Raw genomic sequence first — 18,402 nt, forward strand, 5'->3', positions numbered from 1 at the left:
CATGGACCTGATCGCCGACCATATCAGCCATCGCTTCGGCGCGCTCGACGTGCTCGATGATGTCTCCTTCACGGTTCGTGCCGGCGAGATCGTCGCGATCGTCGGGCCGTCCGGCTGCGGCAAGAGCACGCTGCTGTCGATCCTCGGCGGCCTGCTGCGGCCGGCCGCGGGCGCGGCCGAGTTGCGCGGGGTGCCGCCGGCCGGCAGCCTCAATCCGTTGACCTTCGTGTTCCAGGACTTTGCCTTGCTGCCGTGGAATACGGTCGAGGAGAACGTCGCGTTTCCGCTGCTGCACGCCGCCTTGAGCGCCGGCGAGCGCAGCGCCGTGATCGACGATGCGCTGCGCCGCACGGGCTTGACGGATTTTCGCTCGGCCTATCCGAAGCAGTTGTCCGGCGGCATGCGCCAGCGCGTCGGCATTGCGCGCGCACTCGCGGTTCGTCCGGCGATCCTGTTGATGGACGAGCCGCTGTCGGCGCTGGATTCACAGACCCGCGAGCTCCTGATGGAGGATTTCGTCGGCCTGCTCGCCGACGGCGCGATGGGCGCGGTCTATGTCACGCATAACCTCGAGGAAGCCGTGCGGCTTGCCGACCGCGTCGTGGTGCTGTCGCGCCGCCCCGGCCGCATCAGGGAGATCGTGACCATCCCGATGACGCGCGTCGAGCGCGGCGCGGCGGATGCCCGCGGCCAGATGGCTGCCTTGCAGGGCGAGTTGTGGTCGCTGATTCGGAAAGAAGCGATCGATGCCGAGCGCGAGGTCCAGCATGCTTGACCGCTCCCCGCAGGAGACCAAGGACCAATCGGCAGAAGCGACGCGGCCGGTCACGTTTCGCGGCGCCGGCTTCACTCCTGGCGGCAGCCGCTATGCCGGCTGGATCGCGCTCGCGCTCGTCATCGCGGTCTGGCAGCTTGCCGGCAGTGCGGGATTGGTCAACCCGCTGTTCCTGCCGGCGCCGTCGGCGATCGCGGTTGCGATCTATAAGCTCGCGATGTCGGGCGCGCTGTGGCAGCATTTGTCGTGGTCGATCATGCGGATCGGCACCGGCTGGATCATCGGCACGGCAGTGGGCGTCATCGTCGGCTTCGCGATCGGGCTGTCGACCATGGCGCGTGGCGTCGGCATCACCTTCATCTCGGCGCTGTTCCCGATTCCGAAGATCGCGCTGCTGCCGCTGCTCATCCTGTGGCTCGGGATCGGCGAGGAGCCGAAGATCGCGACCATTGCGCTCGGGGTGTTCTTCTCGACCGCGATCTCGGTCTATAGCGGCGTCGACGCGGTGCCGCGCAATCTGATCCGGATGGCGCAGAGCTTCAACGTGCCGTTCCGCGCCATCGTGCGCCGCGTGATCTGGCCGGGCGCGCTGCCCTCGATCCTCGCCGGCTTCCGCATCACTTCGTCGGTCGCGCTGTTGCTCGTCGTCAGTGCCGAGATGATCGGCGCGCAATACGGCATCGGCGCCTTCGTGCTGCAGGCCGGCAATCTGATGCAGACCGATCAGCTGCTCGCCGGCGTCGTGATCCTGTCGCTGTTCGGGCTTGTGGTCGGGAAGCTGATCAACCTGCTCGAGGTGAGGCTGCTGCACTGGCGGTGAGGGCCACACTGCCGGCCACACCCAAGGTGTCGTCCCGGGACCCATAACCACAGGGCGTGGTTGTTGGGAAAAGCTGGGCCCAAGCGCGTTCAACCAATCGAGAGTGGTGGTAATGGGTCCCGGCCTTCGCCGGGACGACGTGGGGTGGGTGCTGCGTGCCTTGCGACGACGGGCCTTATGCGTTGCCGCGATCCTCGCGGAACAAATCCAGCTTCTGCTGCACCGGGCGGTCGGAGAACGAGAACAGCACGGAGTCGGCGTCGGCCTCGTGGGTGACCCAATGCCAGCTCGGCACCACGAACAAATCGCGCGGGCCCCACTCAAATGTCTGGTCGCCGACCCGGGTGCGGCCCTTGCCCTCGATCGCCGCGAACACGGTGGCATCGGTTGACCGATAGCGCGCGGTCTTGAAACCCTTCGGCAGCAGCTGGATGAAGGTGCCGATGGTCGGCATCGCGAAATCGCCGGTCTCGGGATTGGAGAATTTCAGCTTCAGCCCATGGCAGGCGTCCCACTCGTTACTGACCCTGGCCTTCTCTAGCGCCTCGCGGGTGTATTCATATGGATAGTTGAAGATCGGCGAGGTCTTCGAGGTCCGCTTCTGGTCGATCGGCAACAAATTGTGGCCGTAGCGCGCGAAGCTGGCGCCGGCGGGCTTGGAGATCGACTGCTGATCTTCCTTGGCGCCCTCGGCGAACGAGCAATCGAAGAACTGCACCATCGGGATGTCGAGCCCGTCGAGCCAGAACATCGGCTCACTGGTTTCGTTGGAATGGTCGTGCCAGGTCATCGACGGCGTGATGACGAAGTCGCCCGGCGCCATCGCAGTGCGCTCGCCATCGACCGCAGTGAAGGCGCCCTTGCCCTCGAGCACGAAGCGCAGCGCCGACTGGGCATGGCGATGGGCGGGGGCGATGTCGCCCGGCACCACCATCTGCACGCCGGCGAACAGCGAGGTCGTGATCTTGGACTGGCCGCGCAGCCCCGGATTTTCCAGCACCAGCACGCGGCGCTCGGCTTCCTTGGCCGTGATCAATTTGCCGGCCTCGTTCATGTAATCGCGGATCTGGTCGAACTTCCACAGATGCGGGCGGCAGGCGCTCTTCGGCTCCGGCGTGATCAGATCGTTCATCACGTTCCACAGCGCCGAGAGGTTCTGGCCGTCGATCTTCTTGTAGAACGCTTCGCGCTCGGGGGTCTTCTGCACGGCTTCCATGGCAAGCCTCCCATCATCATTCTTGTCGGTTCAATTGATTGACAGTATACTTACAATACGGCTAGCGTCAATGAAGCCGGAGCGTTTTCGAGCGAAGTGGATACCGGTTCGCGTGAAGAAAACGCGTCAAAACTTGAATCTAGAGCTTCGTTCCGATTCCATCGGAACGGAAAAGCTCTAGCCAATGAGGAAATGCAAGGGAGGTTCCGATGAAGCTGCATGGCTATTTCCGGAGCAGCGCGTCCTACCGGGTCCGGATCGCCCTCAATCTGAAGGGGCTGACGTCAGAGCATCTGCCGCATCATTTGCGCAAGGGCGAGCAATGCGCGCCGGCCTATCTCGCGATCAATCCGCAGGGGCTGGTGCCGACCTTGGAGAGCGACGCCGGCGCAATCCTCACCCAGTCGCTTGCGATCATCGAATGGCTCGACGAGACCAATCCCAATCCGCCGCTGCTGCCGAACGACCCATTGCGGCGCGCCAAGGTGCGCGCGTTCGCACAGGCGATCGCCTGCGACACCCACCCGGTGCAGAATCTGAAAGTGCTGGCGCGGCTGCGCCAGCTCGGCCTGCCTGAGGAGCAGGTGACGGGATGGGCGGCCTGGGCCAATCGCGAGGGCCTTTTGGCCTGCGAGACCTTGATCGCGGCGGAGGCCGGGCCATTCTGCTTCGGTGATGCGCCGACGCTGGCCGATCTCTGCCTGGTGCCGCAGCTCGCCAATGCGCGGCGCTTCGGCGTCGACGTCTCGGCCTATCCGCGCCTGCTCAAGGCAGAGGCCGCGGCAAAACAAGTCAAGGCGTTCGCCGACGCCGCCCCGGACAAGCAGCCCGATGCCGAGTAGCAAGCCAACACCCGTCACGATGGACGCGGTCTACACCGCGCCCGGCTATCTGTTCCGGCGCATGCAGCAGATCGCGGTCGCGCTGTTCATCGAGGAGTGCAAGGCGTTCGACCTGACGCCGGTGCAATACGCCGCGCTGGTCACGATCTCGACCCATCCCGGCATCGATGCCACAAGGCTTTCGGCGGTGATCGCGTTCGACCGCTCGACGCTCGGCAATGTGATCGAGCGCCTGCAGGCCAAGGAATACATCGTCCGCAAGCCGGCGCCCGAGGACAAGCGCGTCAAGCTGCTCTACCTCACCAAGGCCGGCGCCGCAGTGCTCAACGACATCATGCCCTCGGTCGACAAGGCGCAGGCGCGGATGCTGCAGCCGCTGAAGCCGGCCGACCGCAAGACGCTGCTGGCGCTCTTGACCCAGCTCGTCGACCTCAACAACGAGGCCTCGCGTGTGCCGCTGCGCGCCGAGGATGCGCTCGAGCATCTCGGGAGGTCAGGCTGATGGCGGAGGGCAAGCCGGTCCTGATCGCGGGCGGCGGCATCGGCGGTCTCGCCGTGGCGCTCGGCCTTGCGCAGAAGGGGATTCGCTCCATCCTGCTGGAGAAAGCTTCAGCACTCGGCGAGATCGGCGCCGGCATCCAGCTTGGGCCGAACGCGTTCCACGCCTTCGACTATCTCGGTGTCGGCGAGGCCGCGCGCAACATGGCGGTCTATATCGACCAGCTGCGGCTGATGGATGCGCTGACCGCCGACGAGATCACGCATATCGACCTCGGCGACAGCTTCCGCGCGCGGTTCGGCAATCCCTATGCCGTGGTGCATCGCGGCGACCTGCATGGCGTGTTCCTGCGCGCCTGCCAGAGCCATGAGCTGATCGAGCTGCGCGTGTCCAGCGAGGTGACAGGCTACGCGCAGGATGGTTCGTCCGTGACCGCAAACCTCGCCAATGGCGAGCGCATCACCGGACGCCTGCTGATCGGCGCCGACGGGTTGTGGTCCAACATCCGCAAGCAGGTGACGGCGGATGGCCCGCCGCGCGTCTCCGGCCACACCACCTATCGTTCCGTGATCCCGACCGAGCAGATGCCCGAGGATCTGCGCTGGAACGCGGCGACGCTGTGGGCCGGTCCGAAATGCCACATCGTGCATTATCCGCTGTCGGGCTGGAAGGTGTTCAACCTCGTCGTCACCTATCACAACGATGCGCCGGAGCCGGTCGCGGGCAAGCCGGTCTCCGAGGACGAGGTGATGAGGGGTTTCACCCACGTCCATGAGCGGGCGCAGAACATCATCCGGCACGGCACCAACTGGAAGCTCTGGGTGCTGTGCGACCGCGACCCCACCGAGCGCTGGATCGACGACCGCGTGGTGCTGCTCGGCGACGCCGCGCATCCGATGCTGCAATATTTCGCGCAGGGCGCCTGCCAGGCGATGGAGGACGCGGTGTGCCTGTCGCACATGCTGGCCAATCACGACGATCATGCGGCCGCGCTGGAAGCCTACCGCGCGCAACGCTTCCCGCGCACCGCGCGCGTGCAACTGATGTCACGCGCAATCGGCGAGCACGTCTACCATCCCGCCGGCGACCACGCCCGCATCCGCAACGCAATCATGAGCGCAAAGTCGCAGACGGAATGGTGCGACGACATCGCGTGGCTGTATGGCGGGACCGGGCTGGGCGGCTAGCTGCTCGATGTGAGATGCGCAACATGCGGCACATTCTCCGTCGTCGTCCCGGACAAGCGAAGCGCGATCCGGGACCCATAACCACCGATAGCTGTTGTTATGACTAGCTGTGGCCCCAGCCTGCTCGCCACAAGCATTTGTGGTTATGGGTCCCGGCTTTCGCCGGGACGACACCGAATTTGCGGTGGCCGCGTCCATCGACCCGCCCCTCACATCCGCATCACCGCCTGGCGATCGATCTTGCCGGTGCCGGTCTTCGGCAGCTCGTCGATGAATTTTACCTCGCGCGGATATTTGTACGGCAACAGCTTTGCCTTGACATAGTCCTGCAGCCGCCGCGTCGCTTCATTGGCGTCGAAGCCGGCCTTGTTCATCACCACCACGGCCCGCAGCGTCATGCGGCGGTCCGGCAGCTCAGCGGCGTAGACGGCGCACTCGCGGACATCGGGGTGATCGGCAAGACACAGCTCGACCTCCAGCGGATAGACCCACTGGCCGGAAATCTTGACCAGATCGTCGGCGCGGCCGCGGAAGAAATGAAAACCGTCGCTGTCGCGCACAAAACGGTCGCCGGTGTAGATCCAGCCGTCCTCGCGCACGGTCTCGGCGGTCTTGTCCGGTCGGTTCCAGTACAGTGGCGTCGCGGAATCGCCGCGCACCCACAAAATGCCTTCCTCATTGTCGCCGACCTCGCGGCCGTCGCTGTCGCGCAGCATGATCTCGTAGCCGGGCACGCGCAGGCCGGCGGCGCCGAGCTTCTTCTGCTCCGCGCGGTTGCTGAGATAGACGTGCAGCACCTCGGTCGAGCCGAGCCCTTCGATGATCTCGAGCCCGGTGAGCCGCTTCCAGCCGTTGAACACGTCGGCCGACAGCACCTCGGCGGCCGAGACCGCCATCCGCAGCGAGGAGAGATCGGCCTGCTCGGCGCCTTCGGTCTTGGTCAGGGTGATGTAGAGCGTCGGCAGGCCGAAGAACACGGTCGGCCGGTACTGCGCAATCGCGGCGAAGATCGCGGCCGGCTTCGGCTGGCCCGGCAACAGCAGCGTCGCGGCGCCGACCGAGAAGGGAAACGTGATCGAATTGCCGAAGCCGTAAGCGAAGAAGATCTTCGGCACCGAGAAGCAGATGTCGCCGGGCGAAAGCTTCAGCACGCTGCGGGCAAAGGCCAGCTCGCTATAGGCCATATCGTGCTGCAGATGCACGATGCCCTTGGGACGGCCGGTCGAGCCCGACGAATACATCCAGAACGCCATCTCGTTGCGGTGGGTGTCGGCCGCGTCAAGCTCGGTCGGAAACGCTTGCAGCCAGTCGCCGGCGTTGCGCGCCTCCGCGACGGCATGCCCGGTACCCGTGCCATTGACCACGACCAGCGTGCGCAGCGACGTGTCCTTGCAGGCCTCGGCGTCGAAGCGCGAACAGAACTCCGCATCGGTGACGGCGACCTGCGCGCCGGCATCGGACAGATAGAATTGCAACAGCTCCGGCGTCGTCAGCGTGTTGATCAGCAATGGCACGAAACCGGCGCGCACCGCGCCGAAGAACGCTGCCGGATAGGCTGGCGTGTCGTCGAGGAACAGCAGCACGCGGTCGCCGCGCTTTAGCCCAAGCGACTGGAAGGCGTGGCCCCAGCGCGCCGCCTCGGTGCACAGTTCGCGATAGGTCCGCGTGCCGGCGGGACCGGTCAGCGCCAGGCGGTCGGCATTGCCGTTGCCGAGATTGTCGAACAGGATGCGGCTCGCATTGTAGCGCTCGGGAAGCGCAAAGCCGATCTCGCGCGCACCGGGATTGTCCTGCGGAACCAGGTCGGCGATCCCAGTCATGAGCGTCCCTTTGCGGCCTCAAAACGGGCCATGAAGGCGGGCGACATCGCGCGCAACCGCGCATCGTCGATCCGGCCGGAGCGGGTGATGTAGCTGTAGGCGAAATCCATCAGGCCGCGCTTCATGTGCGCGGGGAAATGCTCGTACCAGTCGGCGCTGGTCCGCGCTGCGGTAACGAGCTTCTTCACGATCGGCTTGCGCTCGGCCTCGTAGCGGGCAAGCGCAGCGGCGATGCTGCTTTCGGTCTCCAGCGCCTTGGTCAGCGCGATCGCATCCTCGATCGCAAGCCGGGTGCCCGAGCCGATCGAGAAATGCGCCGAATGCAGCGCGTCGCCGATCAGCACCATGTTGCCGTGCGACCAGCGCTCGTTCCAGATCCACGGGAAATTGCGCCACACCGATTTGTTCGAGATCAGTCTGTGACCGTCCAAGGTCGCGGCGAATACGTCTTCGCAGATCGCCTGCGATTCCTCGATCGTCTTGTCGGCGAAGCCGTAGGCCGCCCAGGTCGCCGCGTCGCATTCGACCAGGAAGGTGCTCATGTCCTTTGCATAGCGATAATGATGGGCGTTGAAGTTGCCGCGCTCGGTCGCCACGAACGTTTGCGACAGTGTCGCGAAGGGTTTGCTGGTGCCGTACCAGGCGAATTTGTTGGTCGAATGCGAGACCGACGCGCCGAATGCGGCCTCAAAATCGCGGCGGACCATCGAGTTCAACCCGTCGGCGGCGACGATCAGGTCGTAACCCCTGAGTTGGTCGACCGATTGCACCACGGTGTCGAAGCGCGGCGTGACGCCAGTGCTGCGCACGCGCTCCTGCAGGATCGTCAGCAGCGCCAGCCGGCCGATCGAGGAGAACCCGACGCCGTCGATCTCGACGCTCTCGCCGCGCAGATTGAGCCTGATGTTCTTCCAGCTCTCCATCCGCGGCGCGATGGCGTCGACCGTCTCGGGGTCGTCGGCGCGCAGGAACTCCAGCGCCTGTTCGGAGAACACCACGCCGAAGCCCCAGGTGGCGCCGGCGGCGTTCTGCTCGAACAGATCGATCTCGGCGTCAGGATGACGCTTCTTCCAGAGATAGGCGAAATAGAGCCCGCCGGGCCCTCCGCCAATCACGGCGATCCGCAACGTCTGCCTCCCAGATTGACAGTGTACTTACTATTTGGGTCCAGACTAATCGCCCTCTGGCGGGAACGCCAGAGGGAAAATGCACGCGGCGACTAGAAGCGTGGCCGCGAACGGCTCAGTAGCAGCGGCGGACCTTGACCCCGCCGACCCACACCCAGCGGCAGCCGGCGACCACGGGCTTGCGGACGACCACCGCGCCGCGCGTGCTCGCGCATCCGGCACGATAGGGGCCGCGTCCGCACACCACGGCGTTGGCATCGGAGGACTCGAAGGTCATGGTCGCGGCAAAGGACAGCAGGGCCGCAGCGATCAGCAATAATGAGCGCATGATATTCCCTCTCCCGGAGTGAGGTTGGTTGGCCTGTTTGTGACAACAAGGTGCTGCGGCTCCGTGCCCGGCAAATCACCGCGCAACTATCGTCTCACCGCCTGCGCGGCTATTTCTTTTCCGCTGCCGCCAGCACTTTCTTGCAGGCGGGCGTCAGCTTGTCGCTCTCCTTGGCAAGACAGGCGATGATGCGTCCGCCGCCGGGCGTCACGCTTTTGCAAAACTTCTGATAGTCGCCCATGCAGGCGTCGCGTTGCGCCGATGTCAGCTCCTGGGCGTAGACGGCGGTCGAGCCGCAAAGCAGAACGGCGGTCAGGACAAGACGCAGCATCGATCGCTCCCTTTTCCGATCAGTCGCATGACAATAGGGTTACCGCGCCGCGAACGGCGCCAGCACCTCGCGGCACGCCGGCGACAGTGAGCCGGCATTGGTCGCCAGGCATTGCACGATCCGCCCGCCGCCCGGCTGGACGCCGCCGCAGATCGAGCGGACGTCGGCGCCGCAGGCCGAACGCAGCACGAAAATCTCTTCGCGCGGCCGCAGCGGCCGCAACGCGATCGCCGCCGGTGCAGCCGCCGGAGCTGCCGTTGTCGCGGCACCCGCGGCCGGCGCAGAGCCACCGCCGGCGGCGGCCGCCACGGCCTTCTCGCAGGCCGGCGAAAGCTTCTCCTTGTTCTTCTCGAGGCACTGCAGCGCCGGCGCACCGCCGGTCGGCACGCCCGCGCAGACCTTGGGATAATCGGCGCGGCAGGCGCTGCGGATCGCGGAGATCTGCGCGCTGCTTGGCTTTCCTGCGGCGGTCTTCGGAGCGGCCGTCTCCGCGGGCTTGGCCGCCGTCGCCGCCGGAGCCGCGTCGGTCTTGGCTGCTGCGGGTGCAGCGCTTGGAGCTTCCACGGCCTTCACGGCGCTGGCGCAGCCAGGGCCAAGGCTTGCCATGTTCTTCTGCAGGCACTGCAGTGACGCTTCGCCGCCGGGCGGAACGCTGGAGCAGTGTGCGATGTAATCGTTGCGGCATTGCGACTTGATGGCGTCGCGCTGCGCCTGGGTCGGCGCCTGCGACAAGGCCGGTGCGGTGCTCATCAGTGCCGCAAGCGCGAGCCATGCGGACAGCCTCGTTGCACGTGTCAACGCGTTGATCATTTGAATAAATCCTCTCGTCGCGCCGGAAGCCTCCGGCTCAACTGAACTGAGTCTGAAAAAGTTTTGCTCTAACAACCTTCGCGAGCGACATCATTTTCGCTTTCGAGTTCCGCTGCAAGCGGATTGTTGCTATGGAATACGTCGGCTGAATTTTTTGCTCGCTTCTATATCTTTGAATTAAGACATTTGAATTGAGGCTCGGAAATGAGGCATGCGCGCGCGTCGGCACATTTCAGTCAGAGCGATTTTGTGCGGCTGCGAAATGCGCCGCTTCCGCGTATCGCCTTCGTCGTAGCGGCCCTTGTCAGTTTAAGTGCCTGCGAGCAAAACAGTTTTGTTGCGCCGCCGCCGCCCAAGGTCGAAGTCGCGCCGCCGGTGCAACGCGCCATCACGCGCTACCTGGACGCCACCGGAAACACCGCGCCGATCAAGACCGTCGATCTGGTCGCGCGCGTGCAGGGTTTTCTGCAGTCGATCAACTATCAGGACGGCTCGCCGGTGAAACAGGGGACCACCCTGTTCACGATCGAGCCCGAGACCTACAAGCTGAAGCTGGAGCAGGCGCAGGCCGCGGAGGTCGGCGCACAAGCAACGCTGAAGCAGGCCGAGTCCGATTTCAAGCGGCAGCAGGATCTGGTGCAGCGCCAGGCGGTCTCGCAGGCGACGCTGGAAAACTCGACCTCGACGCGGGACAACGCGCAGGCCAACCTGCAGCAGGCCCAGGTCAACACCAAGATCGCCGCGGTCAATTACGGCTACACCAATGTGGCCGCCCCGTTCGACGGCATCGTCAGCAACCATCTCGTGTCGGTCGGCGAGCTGGTCGGCGTGGCCTCGCCCACCCAGCTTGCCACCATCGTGCAGCTCGACCCGATCTATGTGAATTTCAACGTCAGTGAGCAGGACGTGCAGCGGGTGCGTGACGAAGCGCGTCGCCTCGGCATGACGGTCAACGATATCAGGCAGTTGCCGGTCGAGGTCGGCCTGCAGACCGAGACCGGTTATCCGCACAAGGGCAAGCTCGATTACGTCGCACCAACCGTCAATCAGTCGACCGGAACGCTTCCCGTTCGTGGCTTAATACCCAATCCGGATCGCGTGCTGCTGCCGGGATTCTATGTCCGCGTTCGCGTGCCCTTCACCAAGCAGGAGAACGCGCTGCTGGTGCCGGACGTTGCGATCGGCAGCGACCAGGCCGGCCGCTACGTGCTGGTGGTCAATGCCGACAATGTGGTCGAGCAGCGCAAGGTGACGATCGGTCCGCTCGACGAAGGGCTGCGCGTCGTCGAGAGCGGGCTGAAGGCCGATGACCGCGTCGTGACCGCCGGATTATTGCGCGCGATCCCCGGGCAGAAGGTCGATCCGCGGATGCAGAAGGGCGACGCGACGCCGGCACCGGCCAAGTGAGGGGCGCGCCATGATCTCGAAATTCTTCATCGAGCGGCCGGTCCTTTCCAACGTCATCGCGATCCTGATGATCCTGATCGGCGGCGTCGCGCTGTTCAATCTTGCGGTCGCGCAATATCCCGATGTGGTGCCGCCGACGGTCCAGGTGACGACGCGCTATCCCGGCGCGTCGGCAAAAACCGTGATCGACACCGTGGCGCTGCCGATCGAGCAGCAGGTCAACGGCGTCGAGGACATGCTTTACATGCAGTCCTACAGCGGCGCCGACGGCACCTACACGCTGACGGTGACCTTCAAGATCGGCACCGACCTCAACTTCGCGCAGGTGCTGGTGCAGAACCGCGTCTCCTCGGCATTGTCGCAACTGCCGACCGCGGTGCAGAACCAGGGCGTCACGGTGCAGAAGCGGTCGACCTCGATCCTGCTGTTCGTGACGCTGACCTCGCCGAACAAGACCTACGACAGCCTGTTCCTGTCGAACTATGCCACCATCAACATTCGCGACGAGCTGTCGCGCCTGCCAGGCGTCGGCAACGTCACGGTGTTCGGCGCCGGGCAGTATTCGATGCGGGTGTGGCTCGATCCGAACAAGCTGCAGGCGCGCGGGCTGATGCCGCAGGACGTCATCCAGGCGATCCAGCAGCAGAGCCAGCAGGTCACCGCGGGTCAGGTCGGCGCGCCGCCCGCGCCGCAGGGGCAGGCGTTCCAGTACACGCTGAACGTCAACGGCCGGCTCGACGATGCGAGCCAGTTCGAGAACATCATCGTCAAGACCGGCAATGTCGGCGACGTCACCCGCGTCCGCGATCTCGGCTCGGTCGAGCTCGGCGCGCAGACCTACAGCCAGGTGTTCTCGCTCAACCAGAAGCCGGCCACCGGCATCGGCGTGTTCCTGTCGCCGGGCGCCAACGCGCTGCAGGTCGAGAAGGAAGTGCAGAAGAAGGTGGCGCAGCTCGCCAAACAGTTCCCGCAGGACATCAAGTACGACACGCCGTTCGACACCACCAAATTCGTCCAGGCCTCGATCGACGAGGTGTACCGGACGCTGATCGAGGCCGGCCTGCTGGTGCTGGTGGTGATCCTGGTGTTCCTGCAGGACTGGCGGGCAATGCTGGTGCCGGCCACCACGGTGCCGGTCACCATCATCGGCGCGTTCGCGGCGATGGCCGCGCTCGGCTTCACCATCAATCTCTCGACGCTGTTTGCGATCGTGCTGGCGATCGGCATCGTGGTCGACGACGCCATCGTGGTGGTCGAAGGTGCCGCGCACAATATCGAGCGCGGCATGTCCGGGCACGATGCCGCGATCAAGGCGATGGACGAATTGTTCGCGCCGATCGTCGGCATCACGCTGGTGCTGATCTCGGTGTTCCTGCCGGCGGCCTTCCTGCCGGGGCTGACCGGCCGGATGTACGCGCAATTCGCCCTGGTGATCGCGGCGACCGCGCTGCTCAGCGCCGTCAATGCCGCGACCTTGAAGCCGACGCAATGTGCGCTTTGGCTGCGCCCGCCGGTACCACTGGCGCAGCGCAATGTCTTCTACCGTGGCTTCAACGCGGTCTATGACCGGGTGGAGCGGGGCTACACCCGGATGATCGGCGGCATTGCCGGCCACGCCAAGACCTCGGTCCTGGTCGCGCTGGTTCTGATCGGAATTGCCGGCTACGGGCTGTCGCGGGTGCCGACCGGCTTCATTCCGATCGAGGACCAGGGCTACCTGCTGGCCGCGGTGCAGCTGCCCGACGGCGCCGCGATCGATCGCACCCAGCGGGTGCTCGATCAGGTCACCGAGATCGCTCGCAAGACACCGGGTGTCGAGCAGGTGGTCGCCATCGCAGGCATCTCCGCGCTCGACAACTCGTCGAGCCTCGCCAATGCCGGCGTCGCCTATGTCATCCTGAAGGATTGGGGCTCGCGCAGCCCCGGCGAGGATCTGCGCTCGCTGGTCTACGGGCTCAACGACAAGCTTGCGGTGATCCCGGAGGCGCGGATCCTGGTGATCCCGCCGCCGCCGATCCAGGGCATCGGCAATGCCGCCGGCTTTGCCATGCAGGTGCAGCTCCGTGACGGCAACGCCGATTACGGCAAGCTGCAGGCGGTCACCGGCGCCGTCGTCGGCAATGCCCAGACCCAAAGTGCGCTACAGCGCGTGCAGTCGTCGTTCCGCTCGATGGTGCCGCAGTTCGACGTCCAGATCGACCGCATCAAGACCGAGACGCTGCACGTCACCACCGACCAGATCTTCTCGACGCTGTCGTCCTATCTCGGTGCGAGCTACGTCAACCAGTTCACCAAGTTCGGCCGCACCTTCCAGGTCTACACCCAGGCCGATGCGCAGTACCGCCTGACGCTGCGCGACATCGAGAACATGATGGTGCGCAACAGCAATGGCGACATGGTCCCGCTCGGTACCGTGGCGAAGATCACCCCGTCGGTCGGGCCGTCGCTGATCAGTCTCTATAACCTCTATCCGTCCGCGACCATCATCGGCCTGCCGTCGCAGGGCTACAGCTCCGGCCAGTCGATGGCGCTGATGGAGGAGATCGCCGCCAAGACGCTGCCGCCCGGGACCGGCTATGAGTGGACGGCGATGTCGTACCAGGAGAAGGAGGTCGGCAGCCAGATCTACTATGTATTCGCGCTGGCGCTGCTGCTGGTCTATCTCGTGCTCGCCGGACAATATGAGAGCTGGTACGCGCCGATCTCGGTGATCCTGGCGGTGCCGCTGTCGCTGCTCGGGCCCATGCTGGTGCTGACGTCGCTTCGGATCGAGAACAATCTCTACACCCAGATCGGCACCATCCTGCTGATCGCGCTGTCGGCCAAGAACGCGATCCTGATCGTCGAGGTCGCGCTCGAGCATCACATCCGCGACGGCAAGCCGGTGCTGGAATCGGCGATCGACGCGGCCCGCGCCCGGTTCCGGCCGATCCTGATGACGTCGTTCGCCTTCATCCTCGGCGTGCTGCCGCTGGTGCTCGCGACCGGCGCCGGCGCCAGCGCCCGCAAGTCGATCGGCATCACGGTGTTCTCCGGCATGATCGCCTCGACCTGCCTCGCGGTGCTGTTCGTGCCGGCATTCTTCGTCGTGGTGCAGAATTTCGAGAACTGGCGCAAGGCAAAGAAAGGCAAGGCGGCCACGCCGCAAGCCGCACCGCAGGCGTCGGGGACCGTGCATTAGGGCCGCGCGCACCAAACCCATCCCCGTCACCCTGAGGAGGCCGCGAAGCGGCCGTCTCGAAGGGTCGACGGCCATCAGCCGGGCCGTGCATCCTTCGAGACGCGCTTCGCGCTCCTCAGGATGACGGGTTTGAGAGCGCTTCCCGCTACACCCTCACCATGCGCTTGCCGCGGTTCTCGCCGGCCAAGAGCCCGATCAGCGCCTGCGGCGTGTTCTCGATGCCGTCGATGACGTCTTCCTGGACCTTGAGCTTGCCCGAGGAGACCCAGGATTGCAGGTCGGCGAGCGCGGCATCGCGCTGGTCCATGTAGTCCATCACGATGAAGCCCTGCATGACCAGCCGCTTCACCACGATCAAGCCGGGCACGCCGCGCGGGCCGTGCGCGGAGGGCACGCCGTCATATTGCGAGATCGCGCCGCAACAGGCGATCCGGCCGCGATTGTTCATCTGCGCCAAACAAGCTTCGAGGATGTCGCCGCCGACATTGTCGAAATAGACGTCGATGCCCTTGGGCGCCGCTGCGCGCAGCGCCTTGTAGGTGGCGCCGTCCTTGTAATCGACCGCGGCGTCGAAGCCGAGCTCCGAGGTCAGCCAGTGGCACTTGTCCTTGCCGCCGGCGATGCCGACCACGTGGCAGCCCTTGATCTTGGCGATCTGGCCGACGATCGAGCCGACCGAGCCGGCGGCCGCCGACACCACCACGGTCTCGCCCTCCTTGGGCTTGCCGACATGGAGCAGGCCGAAATAGGCGGTCAGGCCGGCAATGCCATAGACGCTGAGCAGATGCGTCATCGGCTCGAGCTTCGGCATCCTGGCTAGGTGCTTGGCGGGCACGGCGGCATAGTCCTGCCAGCCGGTGTCGCCGAACACGATATCGCCCGGCTTCAAGCCGGGGTCATTCGACGCCACCACTTCGGCGATGCCGCCGCCGGCCATCACGGTGTTGGCTTCCACCGCGGCGCGGTAAGTGGCGCCGTGCATCCAGGCGCGGTTGGCGGCGTCGAGCGAGATGTAGCGCGTCCGCACCAGCGCCTCGCCGTCCTTCGGCGCGGGGACCGTGCCCTTGGTCAGGCGAAAATGCTCGGGGCCAAGCTTGCCGGTCGGCTTCTCAACAAGCAGGATCTGGCGATTGACGGTGTCGTTCATTGGCGGTGTCTCCCCTCTTGGCTTCCCTTGGCGTTGGTCGTTTCGCATGCAGTTTGACTGCACTGTGCGCAGCTCATTGCACAGATTGTGCGCTGCATGAACGCTAGTCCGCGCGCTGGCATTCCACAACGGGAACATATCGGCAAAGTCCCGCTCGGCGCGAAGCGTGTTGCGTAGCTGCGTAAATCTGCCACACTTGCCCTTCGCCGGGAACTTACGGGGGTAAGAGAATGTCGAACAGGTTTACGCAATACATCCTGCTTGCGATGGTCCTTGGCATCGCAATGGGGACGATCGTCTTCAACTACTTTCCTGACAGCCGTGCCGAGATCGCAGCCGACGTCAACCTGATCGCAATGCTGTTCCTGCGCCTGATCAAGATGATCATCGCGCCACTCGTGTTTGCAACCCTCGTCGGCGGCATCGCCCATATGGGAAGCGGCGCCAAGCTCGGGCGCATCTTCGCCAAGACCATGGGCTGGTTCGTTTCCGCCTCGTTCGTTTCGCTGCTGCTCGGCCTCGTGATGGTCAACCTGTTGCAGCCCGGCGCCAATTTCCCCGGCACGCTGCCCGACAAGGCCCAGTCCACCGGCCTGCCGGTCTCGGCCTTCTCGATCGAGAAGTTCCTGACCCATCTGATCCCGACCTCGATCGCGGATGCGATGGCGCAGAACGAGATCCTGCAGATCGTGGTGTTCGCGGTGTTCTTCGCGGTGGCGCTCGGCGCCATGCCTGAGCGCGCCAAGTCGATCATGAGCCTGATCGACGATCTCGCCCACATCATGCTCAAGGTCACGAGCTATGTGATGCTGTTTGCACCGATCGCGGTGTGGGCCGCGATCATGGCGACCGTTTCCAAGAACGGTCTCGGCGTGCTCTGGAAGCTGATCGTCTTCATGGGCGGTTTCTATCTGTCGCTGCTGATCCTGTGGGCCATCCTGGTCGCGGTCGGCTTCGTCGTGATCGGGCCGCGTTACAGCCATCTGCTGCGGCTGATCCGCGAGCCGCTGATGATCGCGTTCTCGACCGCCTCCTCGGAGGCGGCCTATCCGAAGACGCTGGAAGGGCTGAACAGGTTCGGCGCCTCCTCGCGGATCTCGGCCTTCGTGCTGCCGCTCGGTTATTCCTTCAACCTCGATGGCACGATGATGTACTGCACCTTCGCGAGCATCTTCATTGCGCAGACCTACCACATCGAGATGTCGCTCGGCACGCAGTTCGCGATGCTGGCGACGTTGATGATCACCTCGAAGGGCGTGGCCGGCGTGCCGCGCGCTTCGCTGGTGGTGATCGCCTCGACGCTGTCGCAGTTCGGCATCCCCGAGGCCGGGCTGCTGATGATCATGGGCATCGACACCTTCCTCGACATGGGCCGCAGCGCCACCAATGTGATCGGCAACTCGCTGGCCACCTCCGTGGTCGCGAAGTGGGAGGGCGAGCTGAAGGCCGAGCACGAGCTCGGGCCCGACGACGCGGTGCCGCAGGATGCGGTGCCCGGCGCCGTGATGGCCGGTCATTGACGGGAGGGATGCATGCATCGCGCCCGCTGGAGGCCGATACGGGCTGAGGCGCCTCTACTGTCGACATGCCTGCTGTCAGCATGTCTGCTGGCGGCAAGCCTGCTGATCGGACCGGTGTCCGCACAGCCGGTGGGCGAGGGGCTCAGCCCCACGCTCGCCAACATCAAGGCCACGCACGCGGTGCGTATCGGCTATCGCGAAAGCTCGCCGCCGTTCTCGTTCCTCGATCACTCCAACCGGCCGATCGGATACAGCCTCGAGCTGTGCGATGCGATCGTCGACGAGATCGCAGCCGAGGTCGACGACGCCAACCTCAAGGTCGACTACGTCAAGGTCACCTCCGACGACCGCATTCCGGCGGTCGTCGACAAGAAGATCGATCTGGAGTGCGGATCGACCACGGCGAATGCCGAGCGCGGCAAGCAGGTCGCATTCTCGCCGCTGATGTTCGTGGCCGGCACCAAGCTGATGGTGCCGAAGGCCTCCGGCGTCAACCAGGCCGCCGACTTGAAGGGCAAGACGGTGGTGGTGACCAAGGGCACCACCAACGAGCAGGCGTTGCATAATGTCGACGCCAAGCAACAGCTCGGCCTCAACATCGTGACCGCCGGCGACCATGAGCAGTCCTACCAGATGCTGGTGGACGGCAAGGCGGATGCGTTCGCGACCGACGACATCCTGCTCTACGGCCTGATCGCGCGGCACAAGTCGCAGGACAAGTTCCGCGTCACCGGCGACTATCTGTCCTACGATCCCTACGGCATTATGTACCGCAAGGGCGAGCCGCAGATGAAGGACGTGGTCGAGCGCGCCTTCCGCAAGCTCGCCTCGAACCGTGACATCATCCCGCTCTACAACAAGTGGTTCGTCGCCCGCCTGCCGACCGGCGAGAAGCTCAACGTCGCGCTCTCACCGCAGCTCGAAGACGCCTTCAAGGCGCTCGACGATTCGGCGGGCGGAGCGAATTAGCCGCGAAGTCCGGGTGAGGGGTTCGGGTCTGTCCTCGAGCGAACGTCCCCGTGAGACCGAGACCGCTGACCCGGATCGCATTCCGCTTCGCTTCATGCAATCCGGCCTCTCCTACAAAGGGAGGGCCCCTAAATCAATGCGTAGGCGTCGGTGTAATTTTCAGCGAGACGGGCCGTGCCGGCCATAGTAGCGGCAGTGCTATTTGTAGCCCGGTCATGGCAATCGCGATCCGCTAGGATCAAATTTGATCTCTATGATGTCCACTGCCGTTCCCGTCTGGTCGCCGCGCCTCCGCGCAACTTTGGCCTCATCCTCCGTATCATACGTGCGGCTGCTAGGGTGAAACTCGCCGGCAAGTGGCCCGAGCGGGTCTGCTTTGAAGATTACAATCCACTGTCTCTTGAGGAGCATGCGAAGCTCGTT

General features: G+C 64.8%; 16 protein-coding genes. 9 read left to right on the forward strand and 7 right to left on the reverse strand.

What is annotated here, in order from left to right:
- Position 1 precedes the first annotated feature (1 nt).
- Positions 2–775, forward strand: coding sequence for an ABC transporter ATP-binding protein (locus AAFG13_RS29130; protein WP_342708965.1), 774 nt, complete (start codon positions 2–4; stop codon positions 773–775).
- Positions 768–1,595, forward strand: coding sequence for an ABC transporter permease (locus AAFG13_RS29135; RefSeq protein WP_342708966.1), 828 nt, complete (start codon positions 768–770; stop codon positions 1,593–1,595). Before AAFG13_RS29130 ends, AAFG13_RS29135 begins: the two co-directional genes overlap by 8 nt.
- Positions 1,596–1,770: 175 nt before the next feature.
- On the opposite strand, the gene gtdA is transcribed toward AAFG13_RS29135, so the two are convergent.
- The gene (gene gtdA, locus AAFG13_RS29140; RefSeq protein WP_212311852.1) at positions 1,771–2,811 is read right to left on the reverse strand and encodes a gentisate 1,2-dioxygenase; all 1,041 of its coding nucleotides are present in this window, start codon (positions 2,809–2,811) and stop codon (positions 1,771–1,773) included.
- 209 nt (positions 2,812–3,020) lie between these two features.
- Between gtdA and maiA the strand changes: the two genes are divergently transcribed.
- The 3 genes from maiA to AAFG13_RS29155 are packed head-to-tail and all read left to right on the forward strand — an operon-like array spanning position 3,021 to position 5,339.
- Positions 3,021–3,653: a maleylacetoacetate isomerase gene (gene maiA, locus AAFG13_RS29145; RefSeq protein ID WP_212311851.1), complete on the forward strand. Its 633-nt coding sequence runs from the start codon at positions 3,021–3,023 to the stop codon at positions 3,651–3,653.
- Positions 3,643–4,155, forward strand: a complete 513-nt coding sequence (locus AAFG13_RS29150) for a MarR family transcriptional regulator (protein ID WP_342708967.1) — start codon at positions 3,643–3,645, stop codon at positions 4,153–4,155. The genes maiA and AAFG13_RS29150 overlap by 11 nt, the downstream gene beginning before the upstream one ends.
- Positions 4,155–5,339: a 3-hydroxybenzoate 6-monooxygenase gene (locus AAFG13_RS29155; RefSeq protein WP_212311849.1), complete on the forward strand. Its 1,185-nt coding sequence runs from the start codon at positions 4,155–4,157 to the stop codon at positions 5,337–5,339. Before AAFG13_RS29150 ends, AAFG13_RS29155 begins: the two co-directional genes overlap by 1 nt.
- 209 nt (positions 5,340–5,548) lie before the next feature.
- Here AAFG13_RS29155 and AAFG13_RS29160 read toward each other — a convergent pair whose 3' ends face one another.
- From AAFG13_RS29160 to AAFG13_RS29180, 5 genes are all read right to left on the reverse strand, one after another.
- Complete coding sequence (locus AAFG13_RS29160; RefSeq protein ID WP_342708968.1) at positions 5,549–7,159, reverse strand: benzoate-CoA ligase family protein; 1,611 nt, start codon at positions 7,157–7,159, stop codon at positions 5,549–5,551.
- On the reverse strand, positions 7,156–8,286 hold the full coding sequence (locus AAFG13_RS29165) for an FAD-dependent monooxygenase (protein WP_212311847.1): 1,131 nt from the start codon (positions 8,284–8,286) through the stop codon (positions 7,156–7,158). Before AAFG13_RS29165 ends, AAFG13_RS29160 begins: the two co-directional genes overlap by 4 nt.
- A 115-nt stretch (positions 8,287–8,401) precedes the next feature.
- Positions 8,402–8,614 carry a hypothetical protein gene (locus tag AAFG13_RS29170; RefSeq protein ID WP_097671005.1) on the reverse strand — a complete coding sequence of 71 codons (213 nt, stop codon included), beginning with the start codon at positions 8,612–8,614 and terminating at the stop codon, positions 8,402–8,404.
- 109 nt (positions 8,615–8,723) lie between these two features.
- Positions 8,724–8,945 carry a cysteine rich repeat-containing protein gene (locus AAFG13_RS29175; protein ID WP_092119845.1) on the reverse strand — a complete coding sequence of 74 codons (222 nt, stop codon included), beginning with the start codon at positions 8,943–8,945 and terminating at the stop codon, positions 8,724–8,726.
- 39 nt (positions 8,946–8,984) lie between these two features.
- Complete coding sequence (locus tag AAFG13_RS29180; protein ID WP_342708969.1) at positions 8,985–9,755, reverse strand: cysteine rich repeat-containing protein; 771 nt, start codon at positions 9,753–9,755, stop codon at positions 8,985–8,987.
- A 249-nt stretch (positions 9,756–10,004) separates the two neighbouring features.
- Here AAFG13_RS29180 and AAFG13_RS29185 point away from each other — a divergent pair, with 249 nt between their 5' ends.
- Both AAFG13_RS29185 and AAFG13_RS29190 read left to right on the forward strand, forming a co-directional pair.
- On the forward strand, positions 10,005–11,162 hold the full coding sequence (locus AAFG13_RS29185; protein ID WP_342708970.1) for an efflux RND transporter periplasmic adaptor subunit: 1,158 nt from the start codon (positions 10,005–10,007) through the stop codon (positions 11,160–11,162).
- 10 nt (positions 11,163–11,172) lie between these two features.
- Positions 11,173–14,343 carry a multidrug efflux RND transporter permease subunit gene (locus AAFG13_RS29190; protein ID WP_342708971.1) on the forward strand — a complete coding sequence of 1,057 codons (3,171 nt, stop codon included), beginning with the start codon at positions 11,173–11,175 and terminating at the stop codon, positions 14,341–14,343.
- A gap of 145 nt (positions 14,344–14,488) precedes the next feature.
- On the opposite strand, the gene AAFG13_RS29195 is transcribed toward AAFG13_RS29190, so the two are convergent.
- On the reverse strand, positions 14,489–15,490 hold the full coding sequence (locus AAFG13_RS29195; protein ID WP_212311843.1) for an NADP-dependent oxidoreductase: 1,002 nt from the start codon (positions 15,488–15,490) through the stop codon (positions 14,489–14,491).
- 230 nt (positions 15,491–15,720) lie between these two features.
- On the opposite strand from AAFG13_RS29195, the gene AAFG13_RS29200 reads away from it, so the two are divergent.
- Both AAFG13_RS29200 and AAFG13_RS29205 read left to right on the forward strand, forming a co-directional pair.
- The gene (locus AAFG13_RS29200) at positions 15,721–17,010 is read left to right on the forward strand and encodes a dicarboxylate/amino acid:cation symporter (protein ID WP_212311842.1); all 1,290 of its coding nucleotides are present in this window, start codon (positions 15,721–15,723) and stop codon (positions 17,008–17,010) included.
- 12 nt (positions 17,011–17,022) lie between these two features.
- Complete coding sequence (locus tag AAFG13_RS29205; protein WP_342708972.1) at positions 17,023–17,979, forward strand: amino acid ABC transporter substrate-binding protein; 957 nt, start codon at positions 17,023–17,025, stop codon at positions 17,977–17,979.
- Positions 17,980–18,402: the final 423 nt, after the last annotated feature.

It is taken from the genome of Bradyrhizobium sp. B124, assembly GCF_038967635.1.
GTDB lineage: Bacteria > Pseudomonadota > Alphaproteobacteria > Rhizobiales > Xanthobacteraceae > Bradyrhizobium.